Origin of the sequence: Streptomyces sp. NPDC032940 (assembly GCF_040636935.1) — a bacterium.
GTDB lineage: Bacteria > Actinomycetota > Actinomycetes > Streptomycetales > Streptomycetaceae > Streptomyces.
The window spans coordinates 53923-79530 of record NZ_JBEZVJ010000029.1 but is presented as its reverse complement, the minus strand read 5'-3'; the positions used below and the strand labels follow the sequence as shown (position 1 = coordinate 79530).

Below are 25608 nucleotides of genomic sequence, written 5' to 3'. Positions count from 1 at the left end.
GACGATCCGCGGTGCGCGGAGCCGACGCGGTCCCGGCGGCCGGGCCCGTGGCACGCGTGAGGGCCGCCCGGACGCGGGCGGCCCTCACGGGAGACGCGGCGCGGGACGTCAGCCTCCGGCGGCGGCGCCGAACACGGGGGACAGCAGTCCGGTGACCTGTCGCAGCTGGTCGCGGGTGTCGGGCCGGTGCAGATGGACGGCGGGGATCGTCCGGGAGTCGTCACGCCCTGCGGGCAGGCCGTCGACGGCGAGCGAGCCGAGCGCCGGACCGAGTGGCCCTGCCTGCGCGGAGCCCGGGTCGGCGGCGTTCGCCATCGGCGCGACGAGGCCGGCGAGAGCCGCGGCGAGACCGAGGGCGGCGGCGATGCGTCGTGGTGAGATCATGCTTCGGCAACGCGAACGGGCCGCGACCGGACACGGGCGGGCCACCGCGCTCACCCGTCGGGAGCATCGGTACGGCAGGGCTTGCCCGAGCCGCCCGGGCGCAGGAGGCTCGAAGGAGAGGCCCTCCGCGGTCCGTCCCGGTCGGGCCGCGACCTTCGAAGGAGGTCGTCATGGGCACCAGCACAGGCACCGGCTTCGACAGCGAAGTACTGCGCCGGGGAATCGAGGAGGAGACGGCGGCGACCATGTTGTCGCTCTACGCGGACGACGCGGAGATCCGCATCGTGGACCGCTACACCCAGCCCAGCAGCCCGAAGGTCCTGCACGGCCGCGACGAGATCGCCGAGATGCTCGACGACGTCTACAGCCGCGACATGACGCACCACCTCGAGGAGTGCGTCGTCCAGGGCGACCGGGCCGCATTCACGGAGTCCTGCGCCTATCCCGACGGCGCGCGCGTCCTGTCGGAGTCGATGATGTCGCTGCGGGACGGGAAGATCGTCCGGCAGACCATGATCCAGGCATGGGACGAGTAGCCGAGGGCTGCGGTCCCTGCCGGTCCCGGTGCCGATTCCTCGCGCCGGGGCCGGTTTTTGTCGTGTCCGCGGTCTTGTGGTGGGGGCGCTCTCTCCTTACTTTTCAGTAAGTTCCTTTGAAACCAGGTCTGTTCACTCCGCGCCCCCACCTGCAGAGGAGAGACAGCAGCATGCCTGTTTCCAGATCCAGGCACCTGTGCTCCGTGGCCGCCGCCCTCGCACTCACCGCCGCCGTCGCCGCTCCCGCGACCGCGGCGGCGGCCACCGCCACCCCGTCCCGGGAGGCCCCCGCCGCGCTCCGCGAGGTGATGTTCGTCGGCAACAACTGGGACGGCACCGCCGACGTCATCGGCTCCACCGGCGACTTCGCCAGGATCGGCCGGATCGGTGTCGTCCCGGACCGGGAGCAGCGGATGGCCGAGATCAACGCCGACCCGATCCGCTGGATCTACTTCCAGGCCATCCGCAACAGCGTCGGCGAGGGACACGACCAGTTCGTCGACGACATGTACTCGACGCCGGACGGCAGGTCGCTCGTCGTCTCCCGGCCCAGCTTCGCGGACGTCGTCTCCATCGACCTCGCCACCGGCCGCCTCAACTGGCGATTCCCCGTGTCGGGTTACCGCGCCGACCATATGGCGGTCTCGCCGGACGGAACCCGTGTCGCGGTGTCGGCGTCGACGTCCGACACGGTGCACGTGCTGGACATCGAGACGGGCCGGCAGCTCGGATCCTTCGGCACGGGCGCCAAGCCGCACGAGAACATCTTCACCAAGGACGGCAAGTACCTCTGGAACATGTCCATCGGCGAGGTCAACACCGCGCTCGACGCGCCCTGGCTCGACTGGACGAAGGGCGACCGGCGCATCACGGTCGTGGACACGACGACCTTCCGGCAGGTCAGGGTCATCGACATGCGTGAGCGTCTCGACGCGATCGGTCTCGGCGACTACTCCGACGCCGTGCGGCCCGCCGTGTTCTCGCCCGACGAGTCCACGCTGTACTTCCAGGTCTCGTTCTTCAACGGCTTCTTCGAGTACGACCTCGCCACCGACCGGATCACCCGGACCAAGACCCTGCCGAAGAACCCGGCCACCAGCGAGGACCGCACCACCTGGGTCAACGACTCGCGGCACCACGGCCTGTCCATGAGCCCGGACGGCGCGAAGATCTGCGTCGCGGGCACGATGGACGACTACGCGACGGTCGTCGACCGGACGACGCTGAAGGAGGGCCCGCTGGTGCCGGCCGCCAAGCCCTACTGGGCCACGGTCAGCGGCGACGGCACGCACTGCGTGATCTCCGAGAGCGGCGCCGACCAGGTCACCGCCATCGACTTCGCGACCGGCGAGAAGTCGGTCTCCGTCCCGGTCGGCGACCATCCGCAGCGCGTTCGGCTGGGCCATGTCGCGGCCGGCTGGACCGGGCCGTCGGCCTGACCTCCGCCGGGTCGCGCCGAGGACATCGAGTCCCCTTTTTTACGTGAGCCCGGTGTGTGAGCCGCGCCGGGAGGGGTAGTCGCACGGCATCGAAGAGGCATGCATGTCCTCCGCAGTACTCCTGACGGAAGGAGGTCCGTGACAGCGCACACTCGTAGCGACCGGGCCGACTCCTCCGACACGGAACGACCCGGCACGTAGCGGGCAGCGTCCACGAGGGCGCTGCCCGTCCCCTGTCCCTCCGCCCTTTTCCGGTCCCCTACGAGGCCCGCCGGCGCAGCGGCAGGCGGTGCAGTTGGACGTCGTCGAGGCGGCCGTCGGCGGCCGTGGCGGTCATGTACGTGCAGTACGGCTGGCGGCGCCGGTCGGTCGGGGAACCTGGGTTGAGCAGCCGCAGGCCGGTGTCGGCCGTGGTGTCCCACGGGATGTGGCTGTGCCCGAAGACCAGCACGTCGAGGTCGGGGAAGCGGGCGGCGCAGCGTGCCTCGCGGCCCTGGGCGGCGCCCGTCTCGTGGACGACGCCGAAGCGCAGCCCGCCGAGGTCGGCGTAGGCGATCTCGGGCAGCCGCGCGCGCAGGCCCGGTCCGTCGTTGTTGCCGTACACCGCCACGAGGCGCCGGCTGTGCTCCTCCAGCAGGTCGAGCGTGTCCGTGTCGACCCAGTCCCCGGCGTGCACGACGACGTCGGCGCGGGGAATCTCCGCCAGCAGGGGCGCGGGCAGTTCCCTGGCCCGCTTCGGCAGGTGGGTGTCGGACATGAGCAGGAGGCGCACGGATCCAGCCTAGCGGCCAGGTCTCCGCAATGGGCAGGTAAAGCTGTTCAGGACGAACTGGACAGTCTTGCCTGTCGAAATTACGGTGGCGGTATGCAAGCCGATGCCGTGGAACCCGCCGGGGCCGTCTCCGATTCCGCCGCCCGTGCCGCGCGCGAGCTGCACGTGGTCTTCAGCCGGCTGCGGCGACGGATCCGGGAGGTCGCCCGGGACGAGGACCTCACGCCCTCCCAGGTGTCGGCCCTCACCCTGGTCGGCAAGCACGGCGCGGCGACGGCCAGCGCGCTGGCGTCCGCCGAGGGCGTCCGGCCGCAGTCGATGGCGGCCACCCTGGTCGCCCTCGACCGGCACGGTCTGATCCGCCGCAGTCCGGATCCGGAGGACGGCCGCCGGCAGCTCGTGACCCTCACCGAGGCCGGCCGGTCCCGCATCGAGGGCAACCGGCAGGTCCGCGAGGAGTGGCTGGCCCGCGCCCTCCAGGACCGGTGCACCGCCGGGGAACGGGAGACGCTCCTCGACGCACTCGCCCTGCTGGAGCGGCTGACCCGGCCGTGACACCGCACGTGCCCGGGCGGACCGCGTCACCTGCCGGCCCGCCCGCGGCTGAACCACCCCGACCCACCCGAAAGGCCTCCCCCATGGCAGTCACCGCCCTGGACCCCCGCGCCGCCCTCGTCGTGATCGACCTGCAGGCCGGCATCGTCGCCGCCCCGGTCCGGCCCCACACCGCCGGGGAGGTCGTCGCACGCAGCGCCGCGCTGGCGGACGCCTTCCGCGCCCGGGACCTGCCCGTGGTGCTGGTCCGGGTCTCCTTCGCCGCCGACGGCGCGGACGCCGTGCCCGGCCGCACCGATGCCGGGGGCTCCGGCGGGACCCGGCCCGAGGGCTGGGACGTCCTGGTCGACGAGCTGACCGGCCACCCCGGCGACCTCACCGTCACGAAGCGCAACTGGGGCGCCTTCCACGGCACCGGTCTCGACGTCCAGCTCCGGCGCCGGGGCGTCACGCAGATCGTGCTGGCCGGCATCGCCACCAGCATCGGCGTGGAGTCCACCGCCCGGGCCGCGTACGAGCACGGCTATCACGTCACCCTCGCCACCGACGCCATGACCGACATGGACGCGGACGCGCACCGCAACAGCGTCGAGCGGATCTTCCCACGACTGGGCGAGACGGGCACCACGGCCGAGATCCTGGAGCTGCTCGCCAAGACCCACTGCTGAGGGACCCGCCGCCGGACACCGGCCGGGTCCGGACACGCGCCGCGCCGGCCCGGTGGCCGGCGCGCGACGATCTCCGTCCCGGGGTGCGGTCAGTCGTCGCCCCGGACGATGTTCGACTCCTGGCCCGTCTGCGGCGTGCGCGGGACGTCGCCGTCCTCGACGGCCGGAACCCAGGTGCGCACGGCACCCTTGCCGCGCAGGCGACGGGCCTGCGACCAGCCCGTCTCCAGGCGGCGGACAACGGGTTTCTCGCTGGTGTCCGCGCTCACGAGGCATCATCTTCTCTCTGTTTCCGGTGCCGGTGTCCCTCGGGTCCCCGGGCGTCCACCGGTGAAACCGGGGGCCCGGCGCCGCCCTCACCGGCCCAGGGAGATCTCGCTCCACACCTGTTTGCCACCGCTGACCGGGATCGTCCCCCAGGTTGAGGACACCGCCTCGACCAGCAGGATGCCGCGCCCGCCGGTGGCCTCCCAGCCGATGCTGGTCGGTTTGACGGGCGTACGCGGCGACGCGTCCGCGACCGCGAGGCGCAGTCGGCCGCCCACCAGGGTGAGGTCGAGGCGGACCGTGCCGTCGGTGTGCACCAGTGCGTTGGTGACCAGCTCGGAGACGACCAGGAGCGCGGCGTCGATGCCGTCCGCGGGCACGCCCCACGAGCGCAGGGTGCGGTGGGTGAAGCGGCGGGCGTGCCGGACGGCCTCGGGCAGCCGCCACACCGTCCAGGTCTCGCGCCGCGGGCGCGTCTCCATGCCGTCGTAGCGCACGAGCAGCAGGGCGACGTCGTCGCTGCGGCGGGCGTTGCCGAGGAGGGCGTCGGCGACGAGACCGAGGTGGGCGGGGTCGGAGACGCTGAGCGCGTGCGCGAAGCGGTCCATGCCCTCGTCGATGTCGGCGTCGGCGGACTCCACGAGCCCGTCCGTGGTGAGGGCGATCAGGGTCCCGGGCCGCAGCCGCAGCGGGCTCATCGGGAAGTCGGCCTGCGTCACCACGCCGAGCGGCGGGCCGCCCTCCGCCTCCGCGATCTCCGTGGAGCCGTCGGGATGCCGCAGCACCGGCGGCAGGTGCCCCGCGCGCACGCACCAGGCGGAGCCCTCCTCCATGTCGAGGTCGACGTAGGCGCAGGTGGCGAAGAGGTCGGTGCCCATGTCGGTCAGCAGCCGGTTGGCCCGGGAGACGACCACGTCCGGTGGGTGCCCCTCGACGGCGTAGGCGCGCAGGGCGGTGCGCATCTGGCCCATGAGGGTGGCGGCGCCGGCGCTGTGGCCCTGGACGTCGCCGATGACGAGGGCGACGTGGTGGTCGGGCAGCGGGATCACGTCGTACCAGTCGCCGCCGAGCTCCAGTCCGGCCGTGCTGGGCAGATAGCGGGCGACGGCGACCGCGCCGGGCAGCTCCGGCAGGCGGCGCGGCAGCAGCTGGCGCTGGAGCATGCCGACGAGCTCGTGCTCGGCGTCGAAGGCGTGGGCGCGCATCAGCGCCTGACCGGCGAGACCGGCGGAGGCGGTGAGCAGGGCGCGCTCGTCCGGGCCGAAGTCGTGCGGGGAGTCCCAGCCGATCAGGCAGACGCCGGCCGTGCGGCCCGCGGCCGGCAGCGGCAGGACGGCGAGGCCGCCGGGGCCGACGTCGGCGAGCGCCGGTTCCAGCGCGGTGCCGGCCGGCCAGATCTGGGCGCGGCCCTCGCGCAGCGCGGAGGCGAGGGTGGGCATGGCTCGGACGGGCGCGTCGGGCCACTCGGTGCGCCACTCCAGCCGCCACAGCTCGGGCCACGACTCGGGTTCCGGCGGGTCGAGGACGGTGACGACGAGCCGGTCGCCCTCCAGCTCGGCCAGGGCGATCCGGTCGGCGCGCAGCGGCCTGCGCAGGGCGGCGACGACGGCCTGGCTGACGTCCCGTACGGTGCCCGCCGTGGCCAGCGCGGCGGCCAGGCGCTGGACGCGGGCGACGTCGGTGACGTCGGGGCGCAGGGTGGAGGCGTCGGCGACGGTGCCGACGAGGCGGGCAGGCCGGCCGTCGCCGCCCGGCAGCAGGCGCCCGCGCAGTTGCAGCCACTTCGGCGGGCCGGTGGGCTGCAGGACCCGGAACTCGAGCTCCCGGTCGCCGATGGACATGTGGTCGGGCTCGACCACGGACATGAGGGAGGGCAGGTCCTCGGGCACGGTCAGGCCGAGCAGCGTCTCGACCTTGCCGTCGAAGTCGTCCGGAGTCAGGGCGAACAAGCGCAGGATGTCGTCGCCGACCTCGACCCGGCCGGTGTCCATGGCCAGGGAGAACGCGTCGGGCCGCAGCTCCTGGCTCTCGGCCGGCGCCGGCGGGGCGGGTCCGACGGCGGCCTCGGCGACCCGTTCCAGACAGTCCCGGTCCTCGGGGCCGAAGCCCCCCGGGCGTTCCGTCAGGGCGAGGAGACAGCCGCCGTCGCCGGGGACGGGCAGGGCGGCGAGGGAGAAGCCGCTGGAGGGGACGTGCCGGGACTCGGCGGACCCGGCGAACTCCTCGGGGCCGAGCCACACCGGAGTCCCGTCCCGGTGGGCGTCGGCGACCGGGGAGCCGCCGGCCGCGGGGTAGGTGTCGCGTACGCCGTACAGGGTCCGCGGCACGCCGACCGACTCGGCGAGGCAGAGCAGCTCGCGGTCCTGGCCGGGCGTGTACACGGCGGCGAAGGCGGCGCCGCCGAAGACAAGCGCCTGTTCGAGGACGCGGCGCAGTCGGTCGCCGCGGTCCGGGAGGGCCGTGACCGCCTTCAGGGCACCCTCGGCACGCAGCGTTCTCGTCCCGCGTTCCGCCGCGCCCTCACTGACCACGTCGCCATTACAGCGTGTCTGGGACGGCCGCGCAGCCCCTGTGACCGGGGAAGCCGCGATCCGGGTGCGCAAGCCCTGCGCCCGTTGCCGCACATCCCCCACCGGGGTGATGCCTGGGCGGTGGGGGATGTCCGGCGGGATCAGTGGCTCTGCCTCGTACCGGAGCCGTCCGCACCGACGGCCCCCGCTCCGTCACCGGCGTCCCCCACGCCGTCACCGGCACCGGCGCCCTCGTCTCGGGCCTGATCACCTGCACCGGCGCCCTCACCACCGCTCTGGTCACCGGCACCTGCACCTTCACCACCGGCCCGGTCCCCCGCACCGGCGTCGCCGAGCGTCGCGCCGACCGCCTGCAGGGCCGTGGTGACCGGCTGGAAGAAGGTCTCGCCGCCCGCCGTGCAGTCGCCGCTGCCCCCGGACGTGAGCCCGATGGCCAGGCCGTCCTGGGTGAACAGGGAGCCTCCGCTGTCCCCGGGTTCGGCGCACACGTTCGTCTGGATGAGGCCGGTGACGGTGCCCTCGGGGTAGTTCACGGTGGCGTCGAGGCCGAGGACCTGTCCGTCGGCCAGTCCGGTGGTGCTGCCCATCCGGAAGACCTGCTGTCCGACCGTCGCCTCCGCCGCCCCGCTGATCGCGACGGTCTGGCTGCCGACGTTCACCTCGCTGGGCGCCTCGGTCGCCGGGTCGTCGTAGGTGACGAGCGCGAAGTCGCCCTGTCCGGGGAAGACGGCCTGGTCGACGGTGGCGACCGGCTGCCCGCCCTGCGCGTCGGACCACTGTGCGGCGGCGACCCCGCAGTGACCGGCGGTGAGGAAGGCGGGCGAGCCGTCCGCCGCGGTGACGTTGAAGCCGAGCGAGCAGCGGGCGCCGCCGCCGAATACGGCGTCTCCGCCGGACAGGAACGTCTTGAAGGTGCCGGGGGACTTCTTGAGGGTCGCCATGCCGGGGCCGAGGTCCTCGACGGTGGACTCCAGCCGGTCCCACGAGGCGCCGGTGACGGTGCTGTCGGCGGTGACGAGGATCTTGTTGGTCCGGGGGTCGACGGCCCACGAGGTGCCGGGGATGGTCGCCTCGGTCTTCAGGGTGCGTGCGCCGGACCTGAGGTCGGCGATGCTGTTGTCCACCTCGCGGACGGCCGCTCCCGCCTTCTGCGCCCGCACGACGGCATCGTTGTTGTCGCCGGGCACGACGTTGACGACGAGCTGCCGCTTGCCGGCGTCGTAGTAGGAGCCGGCGAAGGCGTCGCCGAGCAGTCCGGAGAGCTGTGAGGCGAGATCCGAGGCGTCCGCCGCCCTGAGCGTCCGCGGCGCGGCGGCGGTGTCGCCCGAATCGCCGCCGTCCTGCGAGGCGTTGGCGTTCGGAAGCAGGATCGCGGCCGCGCCGAGCGCGACCACCGAGCCTGCCGCCAGCGCGGCCTTGCGCTTCGGGATTCGCTTGTGACTCAAACTTCTCGACCTCCTGGGACGGGGTCCGTGCCGCCGGTCGGCAGCTCTTGTGGGGGCGCCTGGATGGCTGTTGGTACGCACGGACCCGACGGGCCGTTCAATCCCGCCCACCCGGCACGCTCCGCGACTGGCCGACGACGCTCTGTCGCACCCGTCGAGCGGAATCCGGGCTTCAGCGAATCTGCACATCGACTGCCCAACCCGGTCACCCCCGCTGTGCGTTCTCCACAACCGTCGGGCGCCGCGCACGCCTTTGGGGCGGGAGTGCCGGATTCGCGGCGGTCCGGGCAAGGGGTGGCGCGTCCCGATGCCGCCGCCGGTGTGAAGAAGTGGCCGCGAAGACGTGCGCACTCCTGCACGGTTGGGCGCCCCGGCGTTGCAAGTGTCCAGGTGAGAGGGGTGATTGATTGGAAGGGCCGACCGGCCGCGTGCTTTGATCCATCGCACCGCGGAGGCCGCGGAGGGCTCCGGAAGCGGGCGCCGAGGCCGCCGTGGTCGCGGCCGTCATCTGTCCCCAGAGGGGGCCGCTCCCCCCTTGTGAATTGGCTATATGAAGGGAAGTTCCATCATGAACTCCACCCCCCAGGTCGAGACCGTCGAGATCTCCGACGCCGAGCTCGACAACGTCTCCGGTGGCCTGAACGTGAACGCCGTCGGCACCGTCACCGGCCTGGTGGACGGCATCGCCCCGGTCTCGGGTCTGCTCAACACCGCCGTCGGCACCGTCGAGGGTGTCACCGGCCTGAACACGGCCCCGGTCACCAACCTGGTCGCCGGTCTCTGATCGCGCCCTCGTGCCGCTGAGTCCCGGAGCCGTACCCCGGCTCCGGGACTTTTCGGCGGTTCCCCGACGGTTTTCCGAGCGCTCCCCTGGGATACGTCCGACGTGCAGTTCCGCCAACAGGCCCTCGCCAAACTCCAGTCGCCGGAAGAGCTCGACCTTCCGGTGCGTTTCGCCCGCCCGCAGGGGTGGCTGGTGCTGTCCGTGACCGTCGTCGCGATGGCCGCCGCCTCCGTGTGGGCGGTGACCGGCTCGGTGACCTCCACGGTCGGCGCGCCCGCCGTCCTCACCCACGGCCAGGGCAGTTACGTCCTGCAGAGCCCGGTCTCCGGCCAGGTCACCGCGGTGCTCGCCCGCCAGGGCGAGCGGCTGGCCGCCGACTCCCCCGTGCTGAAGGTGCGTACCGCCGAGGGCGACACCGTCGTGCGTTCGCTCGACGCGGGCCGCGTCAGCGCGCTCGCCGCCACCGTCGGCCAGATCATCCGGACGGGCGCGAACGTCGCGTCGGTCGAGAAGGTCGCCCACGCCGGGGACCCGCTCTACGCCACCGTGTACGTCCCCGCGGAGAACGCCGCCGCCATACCCGCCGACGCCCCGGTCGACCTGACCGTGCAGTCGGTGCCGTCCCAGGAGTACGGCGTGCTGCGCGGCCACGTGCAGTCGGTGGACCGCTCGGCCCAGTCGGCCCAGTCGATCGGCGCGTTCCTCGGGGACGCCCAGCTCGGCGAGCAGTTCACCGAGGACGGCAGGCCCGTGGCCGTGACGGTGCGCCTCGACACCTCGGCGTCCACGAAGAGCGGATACGCCTGGTCGTCCGCGGGCGGACCGCCGTACGACCTGACCTCCATGACGCTGGCCACGGGCTCCATCCGGCTGGCCGGGCAGCGTCCCGTCGATTGGCTGCTGCCGTGACCACCGCGACCGACAACCGGGGCAGACGCCGTGCCGCCCCGCCCAGGCGCACGGTTCCCAAGAGCCGGGCGAAGACCGTCCGTACGCCCACCGTGCTCCAGATGGAGGCCGTCGAGTGCGGCGCCGCCTCCCTCGCGATGGTCCTCGGCCACTACGGACGGCACGTCCCGCTGGAGGAGCTGCGCATCGCGTGCGGCGTCTCCCGCGACGGCTCACGCGCCAGCAATCTGCTGAAGGCGGCGCGCGGTTACGGGTTCACCGCCAAGGGCATGCAGATGGACCTGGCCGCCCTCGCCGAGGTGACGGCGCCGGCCATCCTCTTCTGGGAGTTCAACCACTACGTCGTCTACGACGGTATGGGCCGGCGCTTCGGCCGGCGCGGGGTGTTCGTCAACGACCCCGGCAAGGGACGCCGTTTCGTGTCCCTGGAGGAGTTCGACGGCAGCTTCACCGGGGTCGTGCTGACCATGGAGCCCGGCGACGGCTTCACCCGCGGCGGTCGCAGGCCCGGTGTGCTCGGCGCGATGCCGGCCCGGCTGCGCGGCACCGCGGGCACCCTGCCCGCCGCCGTGCTGGCGAGCCTGCTGCTGGTGGCGGTGGGCGCGGCGGTGCCCGCGCTGAGCCGCACCTACATCGACATGTTCCTGATCGGCAAGCAGACCTCGCTGCTGGGTGTGCTGTTCGCGTCGATGGCGGCCTGTGTGCTGCTCACGGTGGTGCTGACCTGGCTCCAGCAGGCGAACCTGCTGCACGGCCGCATCATCTCCTCCACCCTCTCCAGCGCCCGCTTCCTGCGCCATCTGCTGCGGCTGCCGGTGACGTTCTTCTCGCAGCGCAGCCCGGCCGACCTGGTGCAGCGCCTGCAGTCCAACGACGCCGTGGCCGAGACCCTGGCCCGCGACCTCGCGGCGGCGGGCGTCGACGCGATCGTGGTCGTGCTGTACGCCGTGCTGCTGTACACGTACGACCCTCAGCTCACCTTCGTCGGCATCGGCGTGGCGCTGCTCAACATCGTGGCGATGCGGGTCGTGATCAAGTTGCGGGCGACGCGGACGGCGAAGCTGCGGGCGGACACGGCCCGGCTGACCAACACGGCGTACACGGGCCTCCAGCTCATCGAGACGATGAAGGCGACCGGCGGTGAGGACGGCTACTTCCGCAAGTGGGCGGGGCAGCACGCCACCACGCTGGAGGAGCAGCAGCGGCTCGGGGTGCCGAGCGCGTGGCTGGGCGTGGTCGCGCCGACGCTCGCCACGCTGAACAGCGCGCTGATCCTGTGGATCGGCGGTATGCGGGCGGTCGAGGGGCACATCTCGATCGGTCTGCTGGTCGCCTTCCAGGCGCTGGTCACCCGGTTCACGGCTCCGCTGACCCGGCTGAACGGCGTCGCGGGCCGCATCCAGGACTTCGCGGCCGACGTGGCCCGGCTGAAGGACGTGGAGAACTTCCGGGCCGACCCGCTCTACGGCCGCGCCGGCGGGTCCGACTCCACGCGCCGGCTGCACGGCCATGTCGAGCTGGAGAACATCTCGTTCGGCTACAGCCCCCTCGACAAGCCCTTGCTGAGCGGCTTCGACCTGACGGTCGGTCCGGGGCAGCAGGTGGCCCTCGTCGGCGGCTCGGGCAGCGGCAAGTCCACGGTGTCCCGGCTGATCTCCGGCCTGTACACGCCGTGGGAGGGCGTGATCCGCATCGACGGGCAACGGCTGGAGGACATTCCGCGCGGGGCTCTGGCGTCGTCGGTCTCCTTCGTCGACCAGGACGTGTTCCTCTTCGAGGGCTCGGTGCGCGACAACGTGGCGCTGTGGGACCCGTCGGTCCCGGACGACGCCGTGGTGGAGGCGCTGCGTGACGCCGCGCTGTACGAGGTGGTGATGCGCCGTCCTGGTGGCATCCACAGCAGGGTCGAGCAGGACGGCCGGAACTTCTCCGGCGGGCAGCGCCAGCGGCTGGAGATCGCACGGGCGCTGGTGCGCAGGCCGAGCATCCTGGTCCTGGACGAGGTGACCAGCGCGCTGGACGCGGAGACCGAGCTGGTGGTGATGGACAACCTGCGCCGGCGCGGCTGCGCGTGCGTGGTGATCGCGCACCGGCTGAGCACCGTGCGGGACAGCGACGAGATCGTGGTCCTGGCGCACGGATCGGTCGTGGAGCGCGGGCGGCACGAGGAACTGGTGGCGCGCGGCGGCGCGTACGCGGCGCTGGTCGGGGAGCGGTGAGATGACGACGGTGCACGAAGGGCAGGGCGATCTCGTCCTCGGCCCGCTCGGCTCCCTGGGCACGCGCGTGGACTGCGCCGGGTTCAACCGCCTCGACCTGGAGGGCCCGCAGGTGCTCTGGCTGGTCGTGTCCGGCGCGGTGGACCTGTTCGCGGTGGACGCCGGGCAGCAGGGCCACTGGCACCATCTGGGCCGCCTGGAGGCGGGCTCGGTGCTGCTGGGTCCGGTGGCGGGCCCCCAGCACACGCTGGTCGCCCGTCCCCTGCGGGACTGCGTGGTGCACCGCATCGGGCTGCGGGAGCTGTACCAGCCGGCGCCCACGCAGACCTGGTCGTACGACGAGTACGGCAACCCGCAGTACGTGCCGCCGACGACGAGTCCGCTGGAGTACGCCCTCGCCCTCGGCGTCGGGCGCAGTCTGTCCATCCTCTTCCAGGCGCCGATGGCCTCCGAGCGGGCGGCGGCGCCGACGGACGACGACGTGTTCTGGATGCAGGTGCCGCCGGGCAGCGTGCAGTACGGCGCGGTGTACGGCGAGGAGGCCGCCGCCGACCTGCTGATGGACCCGGCGCTGTGGCAGAGCATGGTCGACCAGCAGTACCGGCTGCTGACCACGCTGGACCGCTGGATCGAACAGCTGGAGCGCACCCACGAGACGCGTACGGCGGCCGGTATCAAGGCCGGTGAGGCGGTGCGCGCCCAGGCCGACCGGACGCTGCTCGCCTCCATCGGCAGGCGGTCGGGCAAGCGGGCCACGGCCGCCGACGCGGACGCCACGTACGCGGCCTGCGAGCTGGTCGCCCGGGCGGCCGGGATCACGCTGGCCGAGCCCGCGCAGAACGGCGCCGAGAGCGACCGGCTCGACCCGGTGGAGCGGATCGCCCTGGCCTCCCGGGTCCGCACCCGGGCGGTGCGGCTGGAGGGCCGGTGGTGGCGGGACGACGTCGGGCCGCTGGTGGGGCACCGGGCCCTGTCGGGGGCGCCGGTGGCGCTGCTGTGGCGGCGCGGCGGCTATGTGGCCGTCCACCCGGCGACCGGCCGGGAGACACCGGTCGAGAAGGCCAACGCCGAGGAGTTCGAGCCGCGGGCGGTGATGTTCTACCGGCCGCTGCCCGAGCGCCGGCTCGGTCCGCTGCGGCTGCTGCGGTTCTGTCTGCGGGGCACGCGCGGCGATCTGGCGAGCCTGCTGCTCGCGGGTCTGGTGACGGTGGCGATCGGCGCGCTGGTGCCGGTGGCGACCGGCAAGGTGCTCGGCGAGTTCGTGCCGAAGGCGCAGACCGGGCTTATCGTGCAGGTGTGTCTCGCGGTGATGCTGAGCAGTGTCGTCGCGGCGGCGTTCACGCTGCTCCAGAACCTCACGATCCTGCGGCTGGAGGGCCGGGTCGAGGCGACCCTCCAGCCGGCCGTGTGGGACCGGCTGCTGCGGCTGCCGACCCGGTTCTTCACCGAGCGCTCCACGGGTGAGCTGGCGAGCGCGGCCATGGGGATCAGCGCGATCCGCCGGCTGCTGGCCGGGGTCGGGCCGACGGTGGCCCAGTCGGTGACGGTCGGCGCCATGAATCTGGGGCTGCTGCTCTGGTACAGCGTGCCGATGGCGCTCGCGGCGATCGCCATGCTGGTGGTCGTGGCGGGCGTGTTCCTGGGGCTCGGGCTGTGGCAGGTGCGCTGGCAGCGGCGGCTGGTGCGGCTCACCAACAAGCTGAACAACCAGGCCTTCCAGACCCTGCGCGGCCTGCCCAAGCTGCGTGTGGCGGCGGCCGAGAACTACGCCTACGCGGCGTGGGCGGCGCAGTTCGCGCGCAGTCGTGAGCTCCAGCAGCGCGCCGGGCGGGTCAAGAACCTCAACGCGGTGCTCGGCGCGGTGTATCTGCCGCTGTGCACGCTGCTGATGTTCATGCTGCTGGCGGGGCCGGCCCGCGGTTCGATGTCGGCGGCGGCCTTCCTCACCTTCAACACCTCGGTGACGATGCTCCTGACCTCGGTCACCCAGCTGACCGGTGCCTTCGTGTCGGCGGTGGCGGCGCTGCCGCTGTTCGAGGAGATCAAGCCGGTGCTGGAGGCGGCGCCGGAGGTGCGCACCGCGAGCACGCGGCCGGGGCCGCTGTCCGGGGCGATCGAGGCGCGGCGGCTGTCGTTCCGGTACACCGACGACGGTCCGCTGGTCCTCGACGACGTGTCGTTCGCGGTGCGGCCGGGCGAGTTCGTGGCGGTCGTCGGCCCCAGCGGCTGCGGCAAGTCGACCCTGCTGAGGCTGCTCATCGGCTTCGACCGTCCGCTGTCGGGCAGCGTCCTGTACGACGGTCAGGACCTGGCCGCGCTCGACCCGTCCGCGGTGCGCCGGCAGTGCGGGGTGGTGCTCCAGCACGCGCAGCCGTTCACCGGCTCGATCCTGGACGTCATCTGCGGCACCGAGCCGTACACGCCCGAGGAGGCGATGGCGGCGGCGGAGATGGCGGGGCTGGCCGAGGACATCAAGCGGATGCCGATGGGCCTGCACACCATCGTGTCGGGCAGCGGGGCGGTCTCCGGGGGCCAGCGGCAGCGGCTGATGATCGCGCAGGCGCTGATCCGCCGGCCGCGCGTGCTCTTCTTCGACGAGGCGACCAGCGCCCTGGACAACGAGACGCAGCGCACGGTGATCGAGAGCACCAAGGCGCTCCGGGCGACCAGGATCGTCATCGCGCACCGGCTGTCGACGGTGCTGGACGCGGACCGCGTGGTGGTGATGGAGGACGGCAAGGTGGTCCAGCAGGGTCCGCCCGCCCAGCTCCTCGCCGACACCGGCGGCCGGCTGCACGAGCTGGTGCGGCGGCAGCTGGCCTGACGGGCGGATCCGCCGCCCGTCGTGGCGGCATCGGCCCGTGCGGGGAAGTCGTCCGTCCGACGGATCGGGGTACTCGCCCGGCCGGACGGAACGACGAGCGAGAAGAGGAGTCCCCCGTGTCCCGAGACGGCGACCGCGGCCCCCAGAAGCCCGAGACGGCCATCGAGGAGGTCATGCGCGAGATCGAGGAGGCCGAGACCCGCGACCCGGAGTCCGCCGAGGAGCGGCGGCACCGAGGTGAGGCGGGCGACGCCACCTCGCCGAACACCGAGGCGCAGGAGGAGTCCGGCAAGGAGTAGGGCGGCAGGGCGGCACCGCGGATGCCCGGTCCGCGCGGATGCGACGGCGCCGGACGGGTACCCGCGACGCATGGAGAACGTCCGTCACGAACCACCGCTGCCGACGGCCCGGGGCCCGCTCTCCGCGGCCGTCGGCGCGTATCTGCTCGGCACGGGCGCGCTGCCCGGCGCCGAGGACGTCGCCGCCGCGGCACCCTACGGCGACGACCTGCAACTGGCCCTGTACCAGTGCTACGAGCTGCACTACCGCGGTTTCGCCGGGGTGTCCCCCCGCCTGGAGTGGAACACCGGTCTGCTCGGCACCCGGGCGGCGCTGGAGGACCGCTTCCTGTCCGCGCTGCGCGCCGACACACCCGTCCACGACAGCGTGGCGGACGCGGTGGGGGCGCTGCTGGTCGAGCCCGTCGACGGCACGGGCGTGAGCCACTTCCTGCGGGACGAGGGCGAGCTGTGGCACCTGCGGGAGTACGCTGCCCAGCGCTCCCTGTACCACCTCAAGGAGGCCGACCCGCACGCGTGGGTGCTGCCGCGGCTGTGGGGCCGCGCGAAGGCGGCGATGGCGGCGGTGGAGTTCGACGAGTACGGCGGCGGCCGTGCCGACCGGGTGCACGCCCGGCTGTTCGCCGACCTCATGACGGACCTGGGCCTGGACACGGCGTACGGACGTCATCTCGACGCGGCCTCCGCCGAGTGTCTGGCCACGGTGAACATGATGTCCCTGTTCGGGCTGCACCGGGCGCTGCGCGGTGCCCTGGTCGGCCACTTCGCGGCCGTCGAGATCACCTCGTCGCCCGGGTCCCGGCGCCTCGCCGAGGCCATGCGCCGTACCGGTGCGGGTCCCGCCGCCGAGCACTTCTACGACGAACACGTCGAGGCCGACGCGGTGCACGAGCAGATCGTCCGGCACGAGGTGATCGACGGCCTGCTGGAGCTGGAGCCGCAGCTCGCGGCGGACGTCGTCTTCGGCGTCGACGCCACCGGGTATCTGGAGGACCGCTTCGCCGGCCGGCTGCTCGCCGACTGGCGGGCGGGCCGCTCCTCCCTGCGCACGCCTCTGACGGACGCGGTCCGCGAGCCTTCCGGAACCTCCCATATTTCGTGACCGCGGGGGTACACGGCGTTCCGTGAGTTTCATGGTGCTACCGGGCGTCTACGCCCCTCAGGAGGACACCGCCCTGCTGGCCGGGGCCCTGTCCGACGAGTCGCTGCCACCGGGCGCGGCCGTGCTCGACGTGGGTACCGGCTCGGGCGCGCTGGCGCTGGCGGCGGCGCGGCGGGGCGGCCGGGTCACCGCGGTGGACGTGTCACGGCGTGCCGTGTGGGCCACCCGGCTGAACGCGGCGCGGACCGGCGTACGGGTCCGGGTCCTGCGCGGCAACCTCTTCACGCCGGTGCGGGGTGAGTCGTTCGACCTGGTCCTGGCCAATCCGCCGTACGTTCCGGCGCCGGGCGGCGGCCGGCGACCGCGTGGCGCGGCGCGGGCCTGGGACGCGGGTCACGACGGCCGGCTGGTCCTGGACCGGATCTGCCGGGAGGTTCCCGCCCTGCTGCGGCCCGGCGGCGTGCTGCTGCTGGTGCAGTCCGCGCTCAGCGACCCCGCACAGACCGTGGGGCTGCTGCGGGCGGCCGGGATGAAGGCCGCGGTGATCAGGCGCCGGCGGATCGCCTTCGGGCCCGTGGTGCGCGGCCGGGAGCGCTGGCTGCGCCAGCGGGGCCTGCTGTCCCTGGCCGACGACGAGGAGGAGCTGGTGGTCGTCCGTGCCGAACTCCCCGTCTGACCCGCCCCGCCGGATCACCGTGCGGCGCCGGGGGCCGATGCTGGTGGAGGGCCCCGTCGAAGTCGAGCTGGAGGACGGGACGACGGTGTCCTCCGACCGCTTCCGGGTCGCCCTGTGCACCTGCCGTCGCAGCCGGCGCTATCCCTGGTGCGACACCAGTCACCGGGCCCGGTCGTCCGGGCCGGGCGACGGGCCGTCCGACGGCGGCTGAACCCCCTGGCCCGATACCGGAGAACGGCGGACGGCCCCACTCCGTCCGCCGTCCCCGGTGCGGGACCGTTCCGGCCCACGCGGCGGCTGCTCGCACTCCCCAGCGACGAGCAGCCGGTCACGTCGCGCGGACCGCGCGGTCCCGGTCTCTCAGAACGTGAAGACGCTCGTGCCGACCGCGTCCTTCACGCACTCGTTGGCGAAGGCGCGCTCGTAGGAGACGCGCCGGCCCTGCCAGACCCCGTCGACGGTGACGACGACCGGGGCGTACTCCCGGGTGCACATCACGCCGGTGTCGCCCGCCAGGGCGTCGAAGTCCCCTCCGGCGCCCCGCAGTTCCGCGCAGGCCGAGGCGGCGGCGGGGTGGGTGCCGGACGGTCTCGGCATACAGTTCAGGGTGACGGCGCGCAGCGGCGCGGTGGTGGCAGCGCTCTCTCCCTGCCCCACGGTCAGCACCAGGGCCGAGGGGGCGTAGAGCGAGGCGGGGGCGGTGGCCGGGGAGGCGGTGGAGGCCCCCGCGAGGGGCCCGCAGACGGCGGTGGCCGTCAGGCCCAGAGTCGCTGCCCAGCGCGCGGTGTTCCGCATTGTGTGCATCCTTCCGCTCGTTTCGAGGGTGGTGCCGTCACGGCCGGGTCGGGGCCGGAACGGCGAGCGCGAGTCTGCCGAGTCCGCCGCCGAAAAACACATCGACCGTGCAGATCTGCGTAACCTTTTGTGTTGAATCAGTGGCGGGAAGTAACGGAATTAGAACGTTCCAAGTCCGGAACGGGGCGGTTCTTGATCATCTGATCTGGCCGGATGGCGTGATCCAGGCGTTCGCCGATAGGCCGGAAACACTCCCGAAACAGTCCCGCACCCACCGGGTCGACGGCGACGTACTCGCGAGTATGGTGCTCGCGGCGCGCGAGCTCGACGACGAGAGGGCGGGACGTACGGATGGCGAAGCACTGGGCGGACTTCCAGTACGAGATCTACCTGAACGGCATGACGGGCGCGGTGCCTCGGCTGCCCACCGACCTGACCCGGCTGGAGGAGCTGACCGAGCGGCGGCTCGGCCCCGGCCCGGTGGGGTACGTCGCGGGCAGCGCGGGCGACGGTTCCACGGCGCGCGCCAACCGGCGGGCCCTCGCGCGGCGGCGGATCGTGCCGCGGATGCTGCGGGACGTGCACGAGCGTGACCTCTCGGTCGAGGTGCTGGGCCGCGCCCTGCCCGCCCCGCTGGCCCTGGCACCGGTCGGCGTCCTGTCGATCATGCACCCGGACGCGGAGTCCGCCGCCGCCCGGGCCGCCGCCGCGCAGGGCGTGCCGTTCGTCCTGTCCTCGGCGTCCAGCACGCCGATGGAGCAGGTCGCCGAGGCGATGGGGGAGGCCGAGCGCTGGTTCCAGCTGTACTGGCCGAAGGACCGCGAGGTGGCCCGCAGCTTCCTGGACCGGGCGAAGGCGGCCGGGTTCACCGCCCTCTTCGTCACCCTGGACACCCCGCTGCTGTCGTGGCGCCCGCGCGACCTCGACCAGGCGTACCTGCCGTTCCTGCACGGGGTGGGCACCGCCAACTACTTCTCCGACCCGGCGTTCCGGGCGGGTCTGGCGAAGCCGGTGCACGAGGACCCGAACGCGGCCGTGATGCACTTCGTCGGCATGTTCTCCGACCCGGGCAAGACGTGGCCGGATCTGGCCTTCCTGAGGGAGAACTGGGACGGTCCGATCGTCCTCAAGGGCGTCCTGCACCCGGACGACGCCCGGCTCGCCGCGGACGCCGGGATGGACGGCGTGGTGGTGTCCAACCACGGCGGGCGTCAGGTGGCCGGCTCGATCGCGGCGGCCGACGCGCTGCCGGGCGTGGTGGAGGCCGTCGGCGACCGGCTCACCGTGCTGTTCGACAGCGGCGTGCGCACCGGCGACGACGTGTTCAAGGCGCTCGCGCTCGGCGCGCGGGCGGTGCTGCTCGGCCGCCCGTACGTCTACGGCCTCGGTCTGGACGGGCAGGCGGGCGTCGAGCATGTGATCCGCTGCCTGCTCGCCGAACTCGACCTGACCCTCGCCCTGTCCGGCCACGCCTCCCCCACCACGCCGGGCCCGGCCGACCTCGTCGAGGAGCCCGCCTGAGGGTCAGCGGCGGTGAACGCTGACCGCGTAGCCCCCGCCGTCGTACGGGTCGGCGTCCCAGGTGGCGAAGCGGTCGGCGAGGGTGAGACCGGCCGCGGCGCAGTGGGCGTCGTAGTCCGCGAGGGTCAGCGTGGGCGGCACCGGGAGGTGGTCCCGGTCCAGGCCGAAGCCGGCGACGAGCAGACCGCCCGGGCGCAGGGCCCGGGCCAGGGTGGCGGCGACGGCGGACTCGGTGCCCGGGGCGAGGAGCGGGAAGACGTTGCCCGCGGCGACGACGAGGTCGAAGCCCGGGGCGAGGCCCTCGGCGGCCGGGTCGAACTCCGCGAGGTCGGCCCGCACCCAGGTCAGCTCCGGCGCGGTGCGGCGGGCCACGGCCAGCATGGAGGCGTCCTGGTCCACGCCCGCGCCCTCGTACCCGAGGCGGGCGAGCTGGATCAGGACCCGCCCGGTGCCGCATCCGGCGTCCAGCACGCGCGAGCCGACAGGCACCAGCCTGGCGCAGAACCGCGCCTCGCCGTGGACGTCCTGCCCCTGTTCCGCGAGCGCGGCGAAGCGCGCGGCGTACCGCTCACCGGACCCACCGCCGGTCAGCTGCTCCCATCGGTTCATACGGCAAGCGTAAGTCCGCGTCCCGGCCGTACGGACACGGCCTGGGGCGTGGCCGCAAAGCCCCTCCGTCCGCCCGTTGGGCGGGCCCGCGGCGTCTGGTGCGTGCTCCCGGTCTGCCGGGCGCAGCCCCACCTACTGGGTGTACTCGGGACTTCGCCCGGTACGGCGAGAGTGCGTGCCAGGCGTCGCGGGGCAGGAGGGACTGTGCGGACACGCCCTAGGAACCCGAGAGCTGCACCGGCCGGGCGGCCGGGGCCGCGGCCCCGGTCCCGGCGATCGACAGGGAGCCGTCCGCCGCCGGGGCCTTCTCGGTCCGCCAGCGCTGCGCGGTGGAACCGTCGTGCACCTTGACGACGATGTCGGCGTCCGGCGCGCCGGTGGTGGCGGCGAGGGCGAGCTGGTTCTGCCAGCGCGGCAGCAGTGCGCCCTGCGCGGTGCGGTCGTAGCGCACGGCGTCGCCGCGCTCGGTGCCCTCGTCGGCGCAGGTACCGAGGATGACGACGCCGGCGTCCGCCTGCGAGTCCAGACACAGCCCGGGGTCGGCGACGCTGCGCAGCAGACCGTCGTCCTCCAGGGTCCACTGCTGCGTCCACGCCTGGGAGCAGGCCGCCAGCCGGGCGCCCGCGCCGGTCTTCGGCTCGCCCCGGACGTCGAGGCAGAGGCCGGCGGCGACGTTGCGCAGCCGGGTGGGGTCCGCGGCGGTGGGCAGTCCGGCGGCACCGGGCGGCCTCGGGCGGGAGGTCGCGGACGCCGTGGCCCCGCCGTCGACGGCGCTGGTGGACGCGGCCGGGTCGGCGCCGCCGCCGTCGTACGACCACACGTTCACCACGAGGACGACCGCCAGGACGCCCACCGAGGCGGCGCCGGCCCCTCTGAGCAGCGACCGGGCGGAGCGCGGCCGGCCCGGGAGCCGGCGGACGGGCGCGGGGAACCGGGCCAGCAGGCCGGGCCGGCCGCGGCCCCGGTGCCGGGCGGCGGTCCTGCCCTGCGGGCCCCGGCCCGCGCGGCCCGGCCGGGAGTCGAGATAGCGCCGGGCTCCCCAGCCCAGCACCGCCTCCGCGATCAGCGGTCCCAGCTCCCGTTCGAAGTAGGCGAGTTGCTCGGCCGCATGGCGGCAGTGCCGGCACTCCGCCAGGTGCTTGCGCACATCCGGCAGCAGATCCCCGCCGCGGCGGATCGGGACGTCGAGGAGACGGTTGTGGAAGCGGCAGTCCTGGTTCGGCGCGAGCTGCCGGTGCGCGTGCAGACAACCGTCGCGGAATTGCTCACGCGCCTGTTCGTACGTGGCCGACGCGGTGTCGGTGTCCATGCCGAGGAGACCGGCCGGCACGGCAATGGGTTCGCCCTCGACCTCCGTGTGCCACAGCAAACAGCGGGCCGGTCCCGGAAGGGAGGCGAATGCGCGCGCGGCCAGGGCGCGGTTTTCCGGGATCAGGGACTTCGCCGCCCGCATACCGCGTCCCCCGGCGGGTTTGAGCAGGTGCGGCAGAACACCGCCGATCTCGTCGTCGGCCGACCACTGGCGGACGGTGTCGCGCACGGCCACCAGCAGTCGTGGGCGCAGGGCCGTGGCCGGTTCGCCCTGGGCGAGCAGGTCCAGCACCCGGTGCTGGGCGGCGGCGGTGACCATGGCGGCGATCTGGCCCGAGGCGGCGAGGCAGATCGCCGCGTAGTCGTGGGCCGGTTGCCAGTGCCGGGCCGTCAGCAGCGCGACGGCCCTGGCCGCCTCGCTCTCCGGCCCCTCCCGCAGCCGGGCGGCCAGCCACTCGTCGGACTCCCCGGGGTCCCCGCCGAAGGACGGATGGACGGGACGAGGGGGGTGAGGGGTGGGCACTGAGCTGTTTCCTTCCCACGCGCGGGTGACGCAGAAGTTCCGGTCGCCGAAAGGGAATTGGTGTATACCTCTTTGGCGTGGCGTGGGGGGGCGTGAATTCGCCACGGCGAAATCGGTCCCGGTTCTCCACGGTGCGTGCGAGACCCGGCCTCCACCCCCCGCACGAGCGCTTCACTCTCGCACAAACCACTCATGGTCAACAAGGCGTCCGGGGAACGTCGGACCTCTCTGAAGTAAATCCGGAATCAGCGGCAACTGTTGACCCTTACACGGGTTTTCGGATTTCTCGGCGTCGGCCCGTGTGCCGGTCTTTCGCCCGACGCGTGCTCAGATCTGCCAGGACCGCAGGCGGTCGGCCGCCCCGTAGACGTCGGCGTCGCCGGTGAGCAGGTCGCGCGCGAGGTCGACCAGGGCGCCGTAGGGCGGGTCGATGCCGACACCGCTGGCGAACATGTACGCGACGGCCGTCGCGCAGGCGAAGCGGGCGTTGGCCGACGGCAGGGGTCTGAGCACGGCGAGGGTGTGCAGCAGCGCGGCGGCCCGCCAGGCCGGGTCGGAGTTCACCCCGAGGCGGGGCGGATCCACGCGGTGCCGGGCGACGGCGGCGACCAGCGCGGAGAAGTCGTTGATCGTGGGCTGCTCCGGCAGCACCTCCTCGTGACGCTGGAGCAGCCAGGGCACGTCGATGTGGAGAACGGGTGCCATGGGTCAGGCGGCCCGCCCCTCGCGCCGTGCCGGAGGTGGTTCGTCGTCCGGGAAGGCGGCCGCGAACTCGTCGGCGTGGGCGGTGAAGAAGCGCCGGAACGCCTCCGCGCCCTCCTGCAGCGCCCGGTGCCGGGCTATGTCGGCGGCGGCGGCCTCCCGCACGAGCGCCTTCATCGACGTACCGCGTTCCTTGGCGATCTGCCGCAGGTCCTCGAGCTCGCGGTCGCTGAACTCCACGTTCAGAGCTGGCATGCCTCCCACGGTACCGCGCGGGTACTGACCCGTAAATACCACCAGGTCAGGGCGGAGATACGGCGGTACCGCGGGAAGCGAACGGGTGAGCGACGGTGAGTGGTCCGTCAGCCCTGGTCCGCCACGAAGGACGCCATGCGGACCAGGGCCGCGTTCCAGTTGACGGTGTGCTCGTTGGTCGACCAGGACTGGATGTCGTCGATGTAGCAGAACTGGCCGACGCAGCCCTGGAGCTTGCTCTGCGCATAGGGGTCCTGGATGGCCGAGTTCGGCCCGCCGGCCAGGGTGCCGTCCGGCGGGTCCGGCAGGGCGGGATCGAGCTGACGGGCGTACCAGCGGCTGTGCTGGCGGTGGGCGGAGACCTCGCCGTAGCCGGTGACGTAGGAGATGTTCAGCGCGTTGCGGCCCAGGACGTAGTCCATGGTCTGGACGGCGCCGTCACGGTACGCGGCGCCGCCGGTGATGTCGTGGGCGGTGGCGAGGACGACCGCGTTGTTGAGGACCTGGGCGTTGGAGCCCCAGTCGTAGACGTTGCCGTCGGGGGCGTACGGCATCCCGTAGGGCTGCGCCTCGAGCGTGGCCAGGTAGCGGTCGGCGCCCCGGACCACGGAGCGGCGCACTGCGTCACGGCCGGGGAGCCGGCTGGGCACGGTGGCCAGGTCGAGGCGGGCCGCCGCCGCGGTGCGCGCCCAGTCGAAGCCGAGCGGGCCGAAGATGTCGGCGGTGTGGACGGGCGACGTCAGCACGTACCGCTCGAACGTCCGCTCCCCCGTCGTCAGGTACAGCTCGGCGGCGGCCCAGTAGAACTCGTCGTCGACCCGGCTGTCGGGGTAGGCCCCGCCGCCGGTGCCGTCGTTCTCGTCGGCGAGCACGTCCGGGTGGGCGAGGGCCGCCGCCCAGGCCGTGCGCGCGGCGTCGAGCGCCTTCGCCGCGAAGGCACGGTCGTAGGGCCGGTAGAGGCGGGCCGCCTGGGCGGCCGTCGCGGCCAGGTTCAGGGTGGCCGCGGTGGTCGGCGGGTGCAGTTCGCGCTTCTGCGGGTCGTCGCTCGGCAGCAGCGGCAGGCCGGTCCACTGCGCGTCGTGGATCTTGTGGTGGGCCATTCCGGCCAGCGGCTGCCCGGCGGGCACCTGCATCTTCAGCAGGAACTCCAGTTCCCAGCGGGCCTCGTCGAGGATGTCCGGCACCTTGTTGCCGCTCTCGGGCAGGGCGAGCGTGCCGTCGCCGAGCTTCGACGGCTTCCCGGTGCGGGCGTGCAGCGAGCGCTCGTAGGTGCTCAGCAGCTCCCAGGCGGAGATGCCGCCGTTGACGACGTACTTGCCGTGGTCGCCGGCGTCGTACCAGCCGCCGGAGACGTCCAGGGTGTAGTCGCACTCGCCGGGCCGGCAGGGGACCTCGGTGTCACCCTGGTTGGGGGCCGTGCCCACGTGTCCGGCGGGGCGCGCGTAGCCGGGGCGCAGTTCGTCGTCGATGGCGATGCCGCTGCGCTGCGTGTAGTAGTACTTCGCGGAGTCGGTGCGCAGCCGCTCGTAGCCGGCCGTTCCGATGGCGAAGGGGTGGCTCGTCTCCCCGTCGACGACGAGGGTGTAGCCGTCGCCGCGCCGGGTCCAGCGGCCGAAGTCGATCGTGTGGACGTTCTGTCCGGAGGAGGCGTCGGCGCCGCGCGGCACGCTCCAGCCGTGGGCGACGGCCCGGCCGCCGGCGTCCTTCAGCTGCCAGGGCAGGCGTGCGGTCGCGTCCGTGACCAGCGTGGCGTTCTTCGGCCCGGACGGCAGATAGCCGACCTGGTTGACCCGCACCCGCGGCCCGGTGTCGGGCACGTAGGGCTCGGGCGCCACGCCGCCCAGCAGGGACACGTCGTCCACGCAGAACCGCCAGGCGTCGGGAGTGCCCCCGAGCTGGAAGCCGACCTGGCCCTGGGTGGTGTCGACAGGTGAGGTGAAGGTGTACGAGTAGGTGTTTCCGGAGACGCTCAGCTGGGGGCTGACCTCGTAGTAGGTGTCGTACGGGGACACCGACAGGCCCACGATCGCCCGGACCACGTGGTCGGCGGGCGCGCCGGTCGCGGTGAAGGAGAACCTGTACGACTCCCCTGCGACCAGGGCGATGTCGTTCTGGCCGACGGCGGCGTCCCAGCGGTTGGTGGTACCACCGGGGACGTCGGCGCACAGCCGGCCGTCGGTCACGGCCGCGGTGACGTTGCCGCTCGCCCACCAGGACTCGGTGCCGTTGTCGAAGGTGCCGTTCTTGACCTGCTCGGTCTCGTCGGCGCCGGCCGGCGCGGCGGGCAGCGCGGTGACGGCCGCCGCGAGCAGGGCCGTCAGGCAGACGAGCGCGGTTCTGCGTCTTTTCACGTCCGGGCTCCTCGGGGGGTGAGGGGCGGGCAGCGCCACCGACGGTCATGGGAGCGCTCCCAGAAGCGGTCGGAGGCCATGTTTGTGGCAGACATGACAGCCCGTCAACGGTCCGGACGGGACGGATTCCC

The 25608-nt window shown here is 73.3% G+C and carries 24 protein-coding genes; 13 read left to right on the top strand and 11 right to left on the bottom strand.

What is annotated here, in order from left to right; all coding sequences use genetic code 11:
• Nucleotides 1-108: 108 nt before the first annotated feature.
• The gene (locus AB0E77_RS28100) at nt 109-384 is read right to left on the bottom strand and encodes a hypothetical protein (RefSeq protein ID WP_361575734.1); all 276 of its coding nucleotides are present in this window, start codon (nt 382-384) and stop codon (nt 109-111) included.
• A gap of 170 nt (nt 385-554) precedes the next feature.
• Between AB0E77_RS28100 and AB0E77_RS28095 the strand changes: the two genes are divergently transcribed.
• Entirely contained in the window at nt 555-920 is a 366-nt protein-coding gene (locus AB0E77_RS28095; protein ID WP_361575731.1) for a nuclear transport factor 2 family protein, read from the top strand.
• A 170-nt stretch (nt 921-1090) separates the two neighbouring features.
• A complete protein-coding gene (locus tag AB0E77_RS28090) occupies nt 1091-2359 on the top strand; it encodes a YncE family protein (RefSeq protein WP_361575728.1) in 1269 nt (422 codons plus the stop codon).
• A 259-nt stretch (nt 2360-2618) separates the two neighbouring features.
• On the opposite strand, the gene AB0E77_RS28085 is transcribed toward AB0E77_RS28090, so the two are convergent.
• Nucleotides 2619-3131 (bottom strand): metallophosphoesterase, encoded by a 513-nt coding sequence (locus tag AB0E77_RS28085; RefSeq protein WP_361575725.1) that lies wholly within the window; start codon nt 3129-3131, stop codon nt 2619-2621.
• 93 nt (nt 3132-3224) lie between these two features.
• Between AB0E77_RS28085 and AB0E77_RS28080 the strand changes: the two genes are divergently transcribed.
• The gene (locus AB0E77_RS28080; protein ID WP_361575722.1) at nt 3225-3686 is read left to right on the top strand and encodes a MarR family transcriptional regulator; all 462 of its coding nucleotides are present in this window, start codon (nt 3225-3227) and stop codon (nt 3684-3686) included.
• Nucleotides 3687-3769: 83 nt separating this feature from the next.
• Nucleotides 3770-4354 carry a hydrolase gene (locus AB0E77_RS28075; protein ID WP_361575719.1) on the top strand — a complete coding sequence of 195 codons (585 nt, stop codon included), beginning with the start codon at nt 3770-3772 and terminating at the stop codon, nt 4352-4354.
• An 89-nt stretch (nt 4355-4443) separates the two neighbouring features.
• Here the strand turns inward: AB0E77_RS28075 and AB0E77_RS28070 are convergent, their stop codons facing one another.
• From AB0E77_RS28070 to AB0E77_RS28060, 3 genes are all read right to left on the bottom strand, one after another.
• The gene (locus AB0E77_RS28070) at nt 4444-4623 is read right to left on the bottom strand and encodes a hypothetical protein (protein ID WP_361575716.1); all 180 of its coding nucleotides are present in this window, start codon (nt 4621-4623) and stop codon (nt 4444-4446) included.
• Nucleotides 4624-4710: 87 nt separating this feature from the next.
• Nucleotides 4711-7152 carry a SpoIIE family protein phosphatase gene (locus AB0E77_RS28065; protein ID WP_361575713.1) on the bottom strand — a complete coding sequence of 814 codons (2442 nt, stop codon included), beginning with the start codon at nt 7150-7152 and terminating at the stop codon, nt 4711-4713.
• Between the two features lie 140 nt (nt 7153-7292).
• Nucleotides 7293-8597, bottom strand: coding sequence for a S1 family peptidase (locus AB0E77_RS28060; RefSeq protein ID WP_361575711.1), 1305 nt, complete (start codon nt 8595-8597; stop codon nt 7293-7295).
• 568 nt (nt 8598-9165) lie between these two features.
• Here AB0E77_RS28060 and AB0E77_RS28055 point away from each other — a divergent pair.
• The 8 genes from AB0E77_RS28055 (at nt 9166) to AB0E77_RS28020 (ending at nt 17621) form a co-directional block, all read left to right on the top strand.
• Nucleotides 9166-9381 (top strand): type A2 lantipeptide, encoded by a 216-nt coding sequence (locus tag AB0E77_RS28055; protein ID WP_361575708.1) that lies wholly within the window; start codon nt 9166-9168, stop codon nt 9379-9381.
• A gap of 102 nt (nt 9382-9483) precedes the next feature.
• On the top strand, nt 9484-10290 hold the full coding sequence (locus AB0E77_RS28050) for an HlyD family efflux transporter periplasmic adaptor subunit (RefSeq protein WP_361575705.1): 807 nt from the start codon (nt 9484-9486) through the stop codon (nt 10288-10290).
• Nucleotides 10287-12509, top strand: coding sequence for an NHLP family bacteriocin export ABC transporter peptidase/permease/ATPase subunit (locus AB0E77_RS28045; RefSeq protein ID WP_361575702.1), 2223 nt, complete (start codon nt 10287-10289; stop codon nt 12507-12509). Before AB0E77_RS28050 ends, AB0E77_RS28045 begins: the two co-directional genes overlap by 4 nt.
• 1 nt (nt 12510) lies before the next feature.
• Entirely contained in the window at nt 12511-15333 is a 2823-nt protein-coding gene (locus AB0E77_RS28040) for an NHLP bacteriocin export ABC transporter permease/ATPase subunit (protein WP_361575699.1), read from the top strand.
• Nucleotides 15334-15449: 116 nt separating this feature from the next.
• On the top strand, nt 15450-15632 hold the full coding sequence (locus AB0E77_RS28035) for a hypothetical protein (protein ID WP_361575696.1): 183 nt from the start codon (nt 15450-15452) through the stop codon (nt 15630-15632).
• Between the two features lie 70 nt (nt 15633-15702).
• The gene (locus AB0E77_RS28030) at nt 15703-16734 is read left to right on the top strand and encodes an iron-containing redox enzyme family protein (protein ID WP_361575693.1); all 1032 of its coding nucleotides are present in this window, start codon (nt 15703-15705) and stop codon (nt 16732-16734) included.
• A 31-nt stretch (nt 16735-16765) separates the two neighbouring features.
• On the top strand, nt 16766-17410 hold the full coding sequence (locus tag AB0E77_RS28025) for a HemK2/MTQ2 family protein methyltransferase (RefSeq protein WP_361575817.1): 645 nt from the start codon (nt 16766-16768) through the stop codon (nt 17408-17410).
• Nucleotides 17391-17621, top strand: a complete 231-nt coding sequence (locus tag AB0E77_RS28020; RefSeq protein WP_361575690.1) for a CDGSH iron-sulfur domain-containing protein — start codon at nt 17391-17393, stop codon at nt 17619-17621. Before AB0E77_RS28025 ends, AB0E77_RS28020 begins: the two co-directional genes overlap by 20 nt.
• Before the next feature lie 149 nt (nt 17622-17770).
• Here AB0E77_RS28020 and AB0E77_RS28015 read toward each other — a convergent pair whose 3' ends face one another.
• On the bottom strand, nt 17771-18205 hold the full coding sequence (locus AB0E77_RS28015) for a protease inhibitor (RefSeq protein ID WP_361575687.1): 435 nt from the start codon (nt 18203-18205) through the stop codon (nt 17771-17773).
• A 351-nt stretch (nt 18206-18556) separates the two neighbouring features.
• Here AB0E77_RS28015 and AB0E77_RS28010 point away from each other — a divergent pair, with 351 nt between their 5' ends.
• The gene (locus AB0E77_RS28010) at nt 18557-19726 is read left to right on the top strand and encodes a lactate 2-monooxygenase (RefSeq protein ID WP_361575684.1); all 1170 of its coding nucleotides are present in this window, start codon (nt 18557-18559) and stop codon (nt 19724-19726) included.
• Nucleotides 19727-19729: 3 nt separating this feature from the next.
• Here the strand turns inward: AB0E77_RS28010 and AB0E77_RS28005 are convergent, their stop codons facing one another.
• The 5 genes from AB0E77_RS28005 to AB0E77_RS27985 all read right to left on the bottom strand — a co-directional run bounded on the left by AB0E77_RS28005 (nt 19730) and on the right by AB0E77_RS27985 (nt 25477).
• Nucleotides 19730-20335: a class I SAM-dependent methyltransferase gene (locus tag AB0E77_RS28005; protein WP_361575681.1), complete on the bottom strand. Its 606-nt coding sequence runs from the start codon at nt 20333-20335 to the stop codon at nt 19730-19732.
• A 217-nt stretch (nt 20336-20552) separates the two neighbouring features.
• Complete coding sequence (locus AB0E77_RS28000) at nt 20553-22169, bottom strand: RICIN domain-containing protein (protein WP_361575678.1); 1617 nt, start codon at nt 22167-22169, stop codon at nt 20553-20555.
• A 327-nt stretch (nt 22170-22496) separates the two neighbouring features.
• Complete coding sequence (locus tag AB0E77_RS27995; RefSeq protein ID WP_189232535.1) at nt 22497-22874, bottom strand: toxin Doc; 378 nt, start codon at nt 22872-22874, stop codon at nt 22497-22499.
• Between the two features lie 3 nt (nt 22875-22877).
• On the bottom strand, nt 22878-23126 hold the full coding sequence (locus AB0E77_RS27990) for a hypothetical protein (protein ID WP_361575675.1): 249 nt from the start codon (nt 23124-23126) through the stop codon (nt 22878-22880).
• Nucleotides 23127-23233: 107 nt separating this feature from the next.
• Nucleotides 23234-25477: a glycoside hydrolase family 9 protein gene (locus AB0E77_RS27985; protein ID WP_361575672.1), complete on the bottom strand. Its 2244-nt coding sequence runs from the start codon at nt 25475-25477 to the stop codon at nt 23234-23236.
• Nucleotides 25478-25608: the final 131 nt, after the last annotated feature.

Excerpts from the sequence above, each read along its gene's own strand:
- AB0E77_RS27990 (WP_361575675.1), bottom strand. The coding sequence starts at position 23,126 with ATGCCAGCTCTGAACGTGGAGTTCAGCGACCGCGAGCTCGAGGACCTG.
- AB0E77_RS28025 (WP_361575817.1), top strand. The coding sequence starts at position 16,766 with ATGGTGCTACCGGGCGTCTACGCCCCTCAGGAGGACACCGCCCTGCTG.
- AB0E77_RS27995 (WP_189232535.1), bottom strand. The coding sequence starts at position 22,874 with ATGGCACCCGTTCTCCACATCGACGTGCCCTGGCTGCTCCAGCGTCAC.
- AB0E77_RS28080 (WP_361575722.1), top strand. The coding sequence starts at position 3,225 with ATGCAAGCCGATGCCGTGGAACCCGCCGGGGCCGTCTCCGATTCCGCC.
- AB0E77_RS28075 (WP_361575719.1), top strand. The coding sequence starts at position 3,770 with ATGGCAGTCACCGCCCTGGACCCCCGCGCCGCCCTCGTCGTGATCGAC.
- AB0E77_RS28040 (WP_361575699.1), top strand. The coding sequence starts at position 12,511 with ATGACGACGGTGCACGAAGGGCAGGGCGATCTCGTCCTCGGCCCGCTC.
- AB0E77_RS28100 (WP_361575734.1), bottom strand. The coding sequence starts at position 384 with ATGATCTCACCACGACGCATCGCCGCCGCCCTCGGTCTCGCCGCGGCT.
- AB0E77_RS28005 (WP_361575681.1), bottom strand. The coding sequence starts at position 20,335 with ATGAACCGATGGGAGCAGCTGACCGGCGGTGGGTCCGGTGAGCGGTAC.
- AB0E77_RS28010 (WP_361575684.1), top strand. The coding sequence starts at position 18,557 with ATGGCGAAGCACTGGGCGGACTTCCAGTACGAGATCTACCTGAACGGC.
- AB0E77_RS28095 (WP_361575731.1), top strand. The coding sequence starts at position 555 with ATGGGCACCAGCACAGGCACCGGCTTCGACAGCGAAGTACTGCGCCGG.
- AB0E77_RS28030 (WP_361575693.1), top strand. The coding sequence starts at position 15,703 with ATGGAGAACGTCCGTCACGAACCACCGCTGCCGACGGCCCGGGGCCCG.
- AB0E77_RS28055 (WP_361575708.1), top strand. The coding sequence starts at position 9,166 with ATGAACTCCACCCCCCAGGTCGAGACCGTCGAGATCTCCGACGCCGAG.
- AB0E77_RS28090 (WP_361575728.1), top strand. The coding sequence starts at position 1,091 with ATGCCTGTTTCCAGATCCAGGCACCTGTGCTCCGTGGCCGCCGCCCTC.
- AB0E77_RS28015 (WP_361575687.1), bottom strand. The coding sequence starts at position 18,205 with ATGCGGAACACCGCGCGCTGGGCAGCGACTCTGGGCCTGACGGCCACC.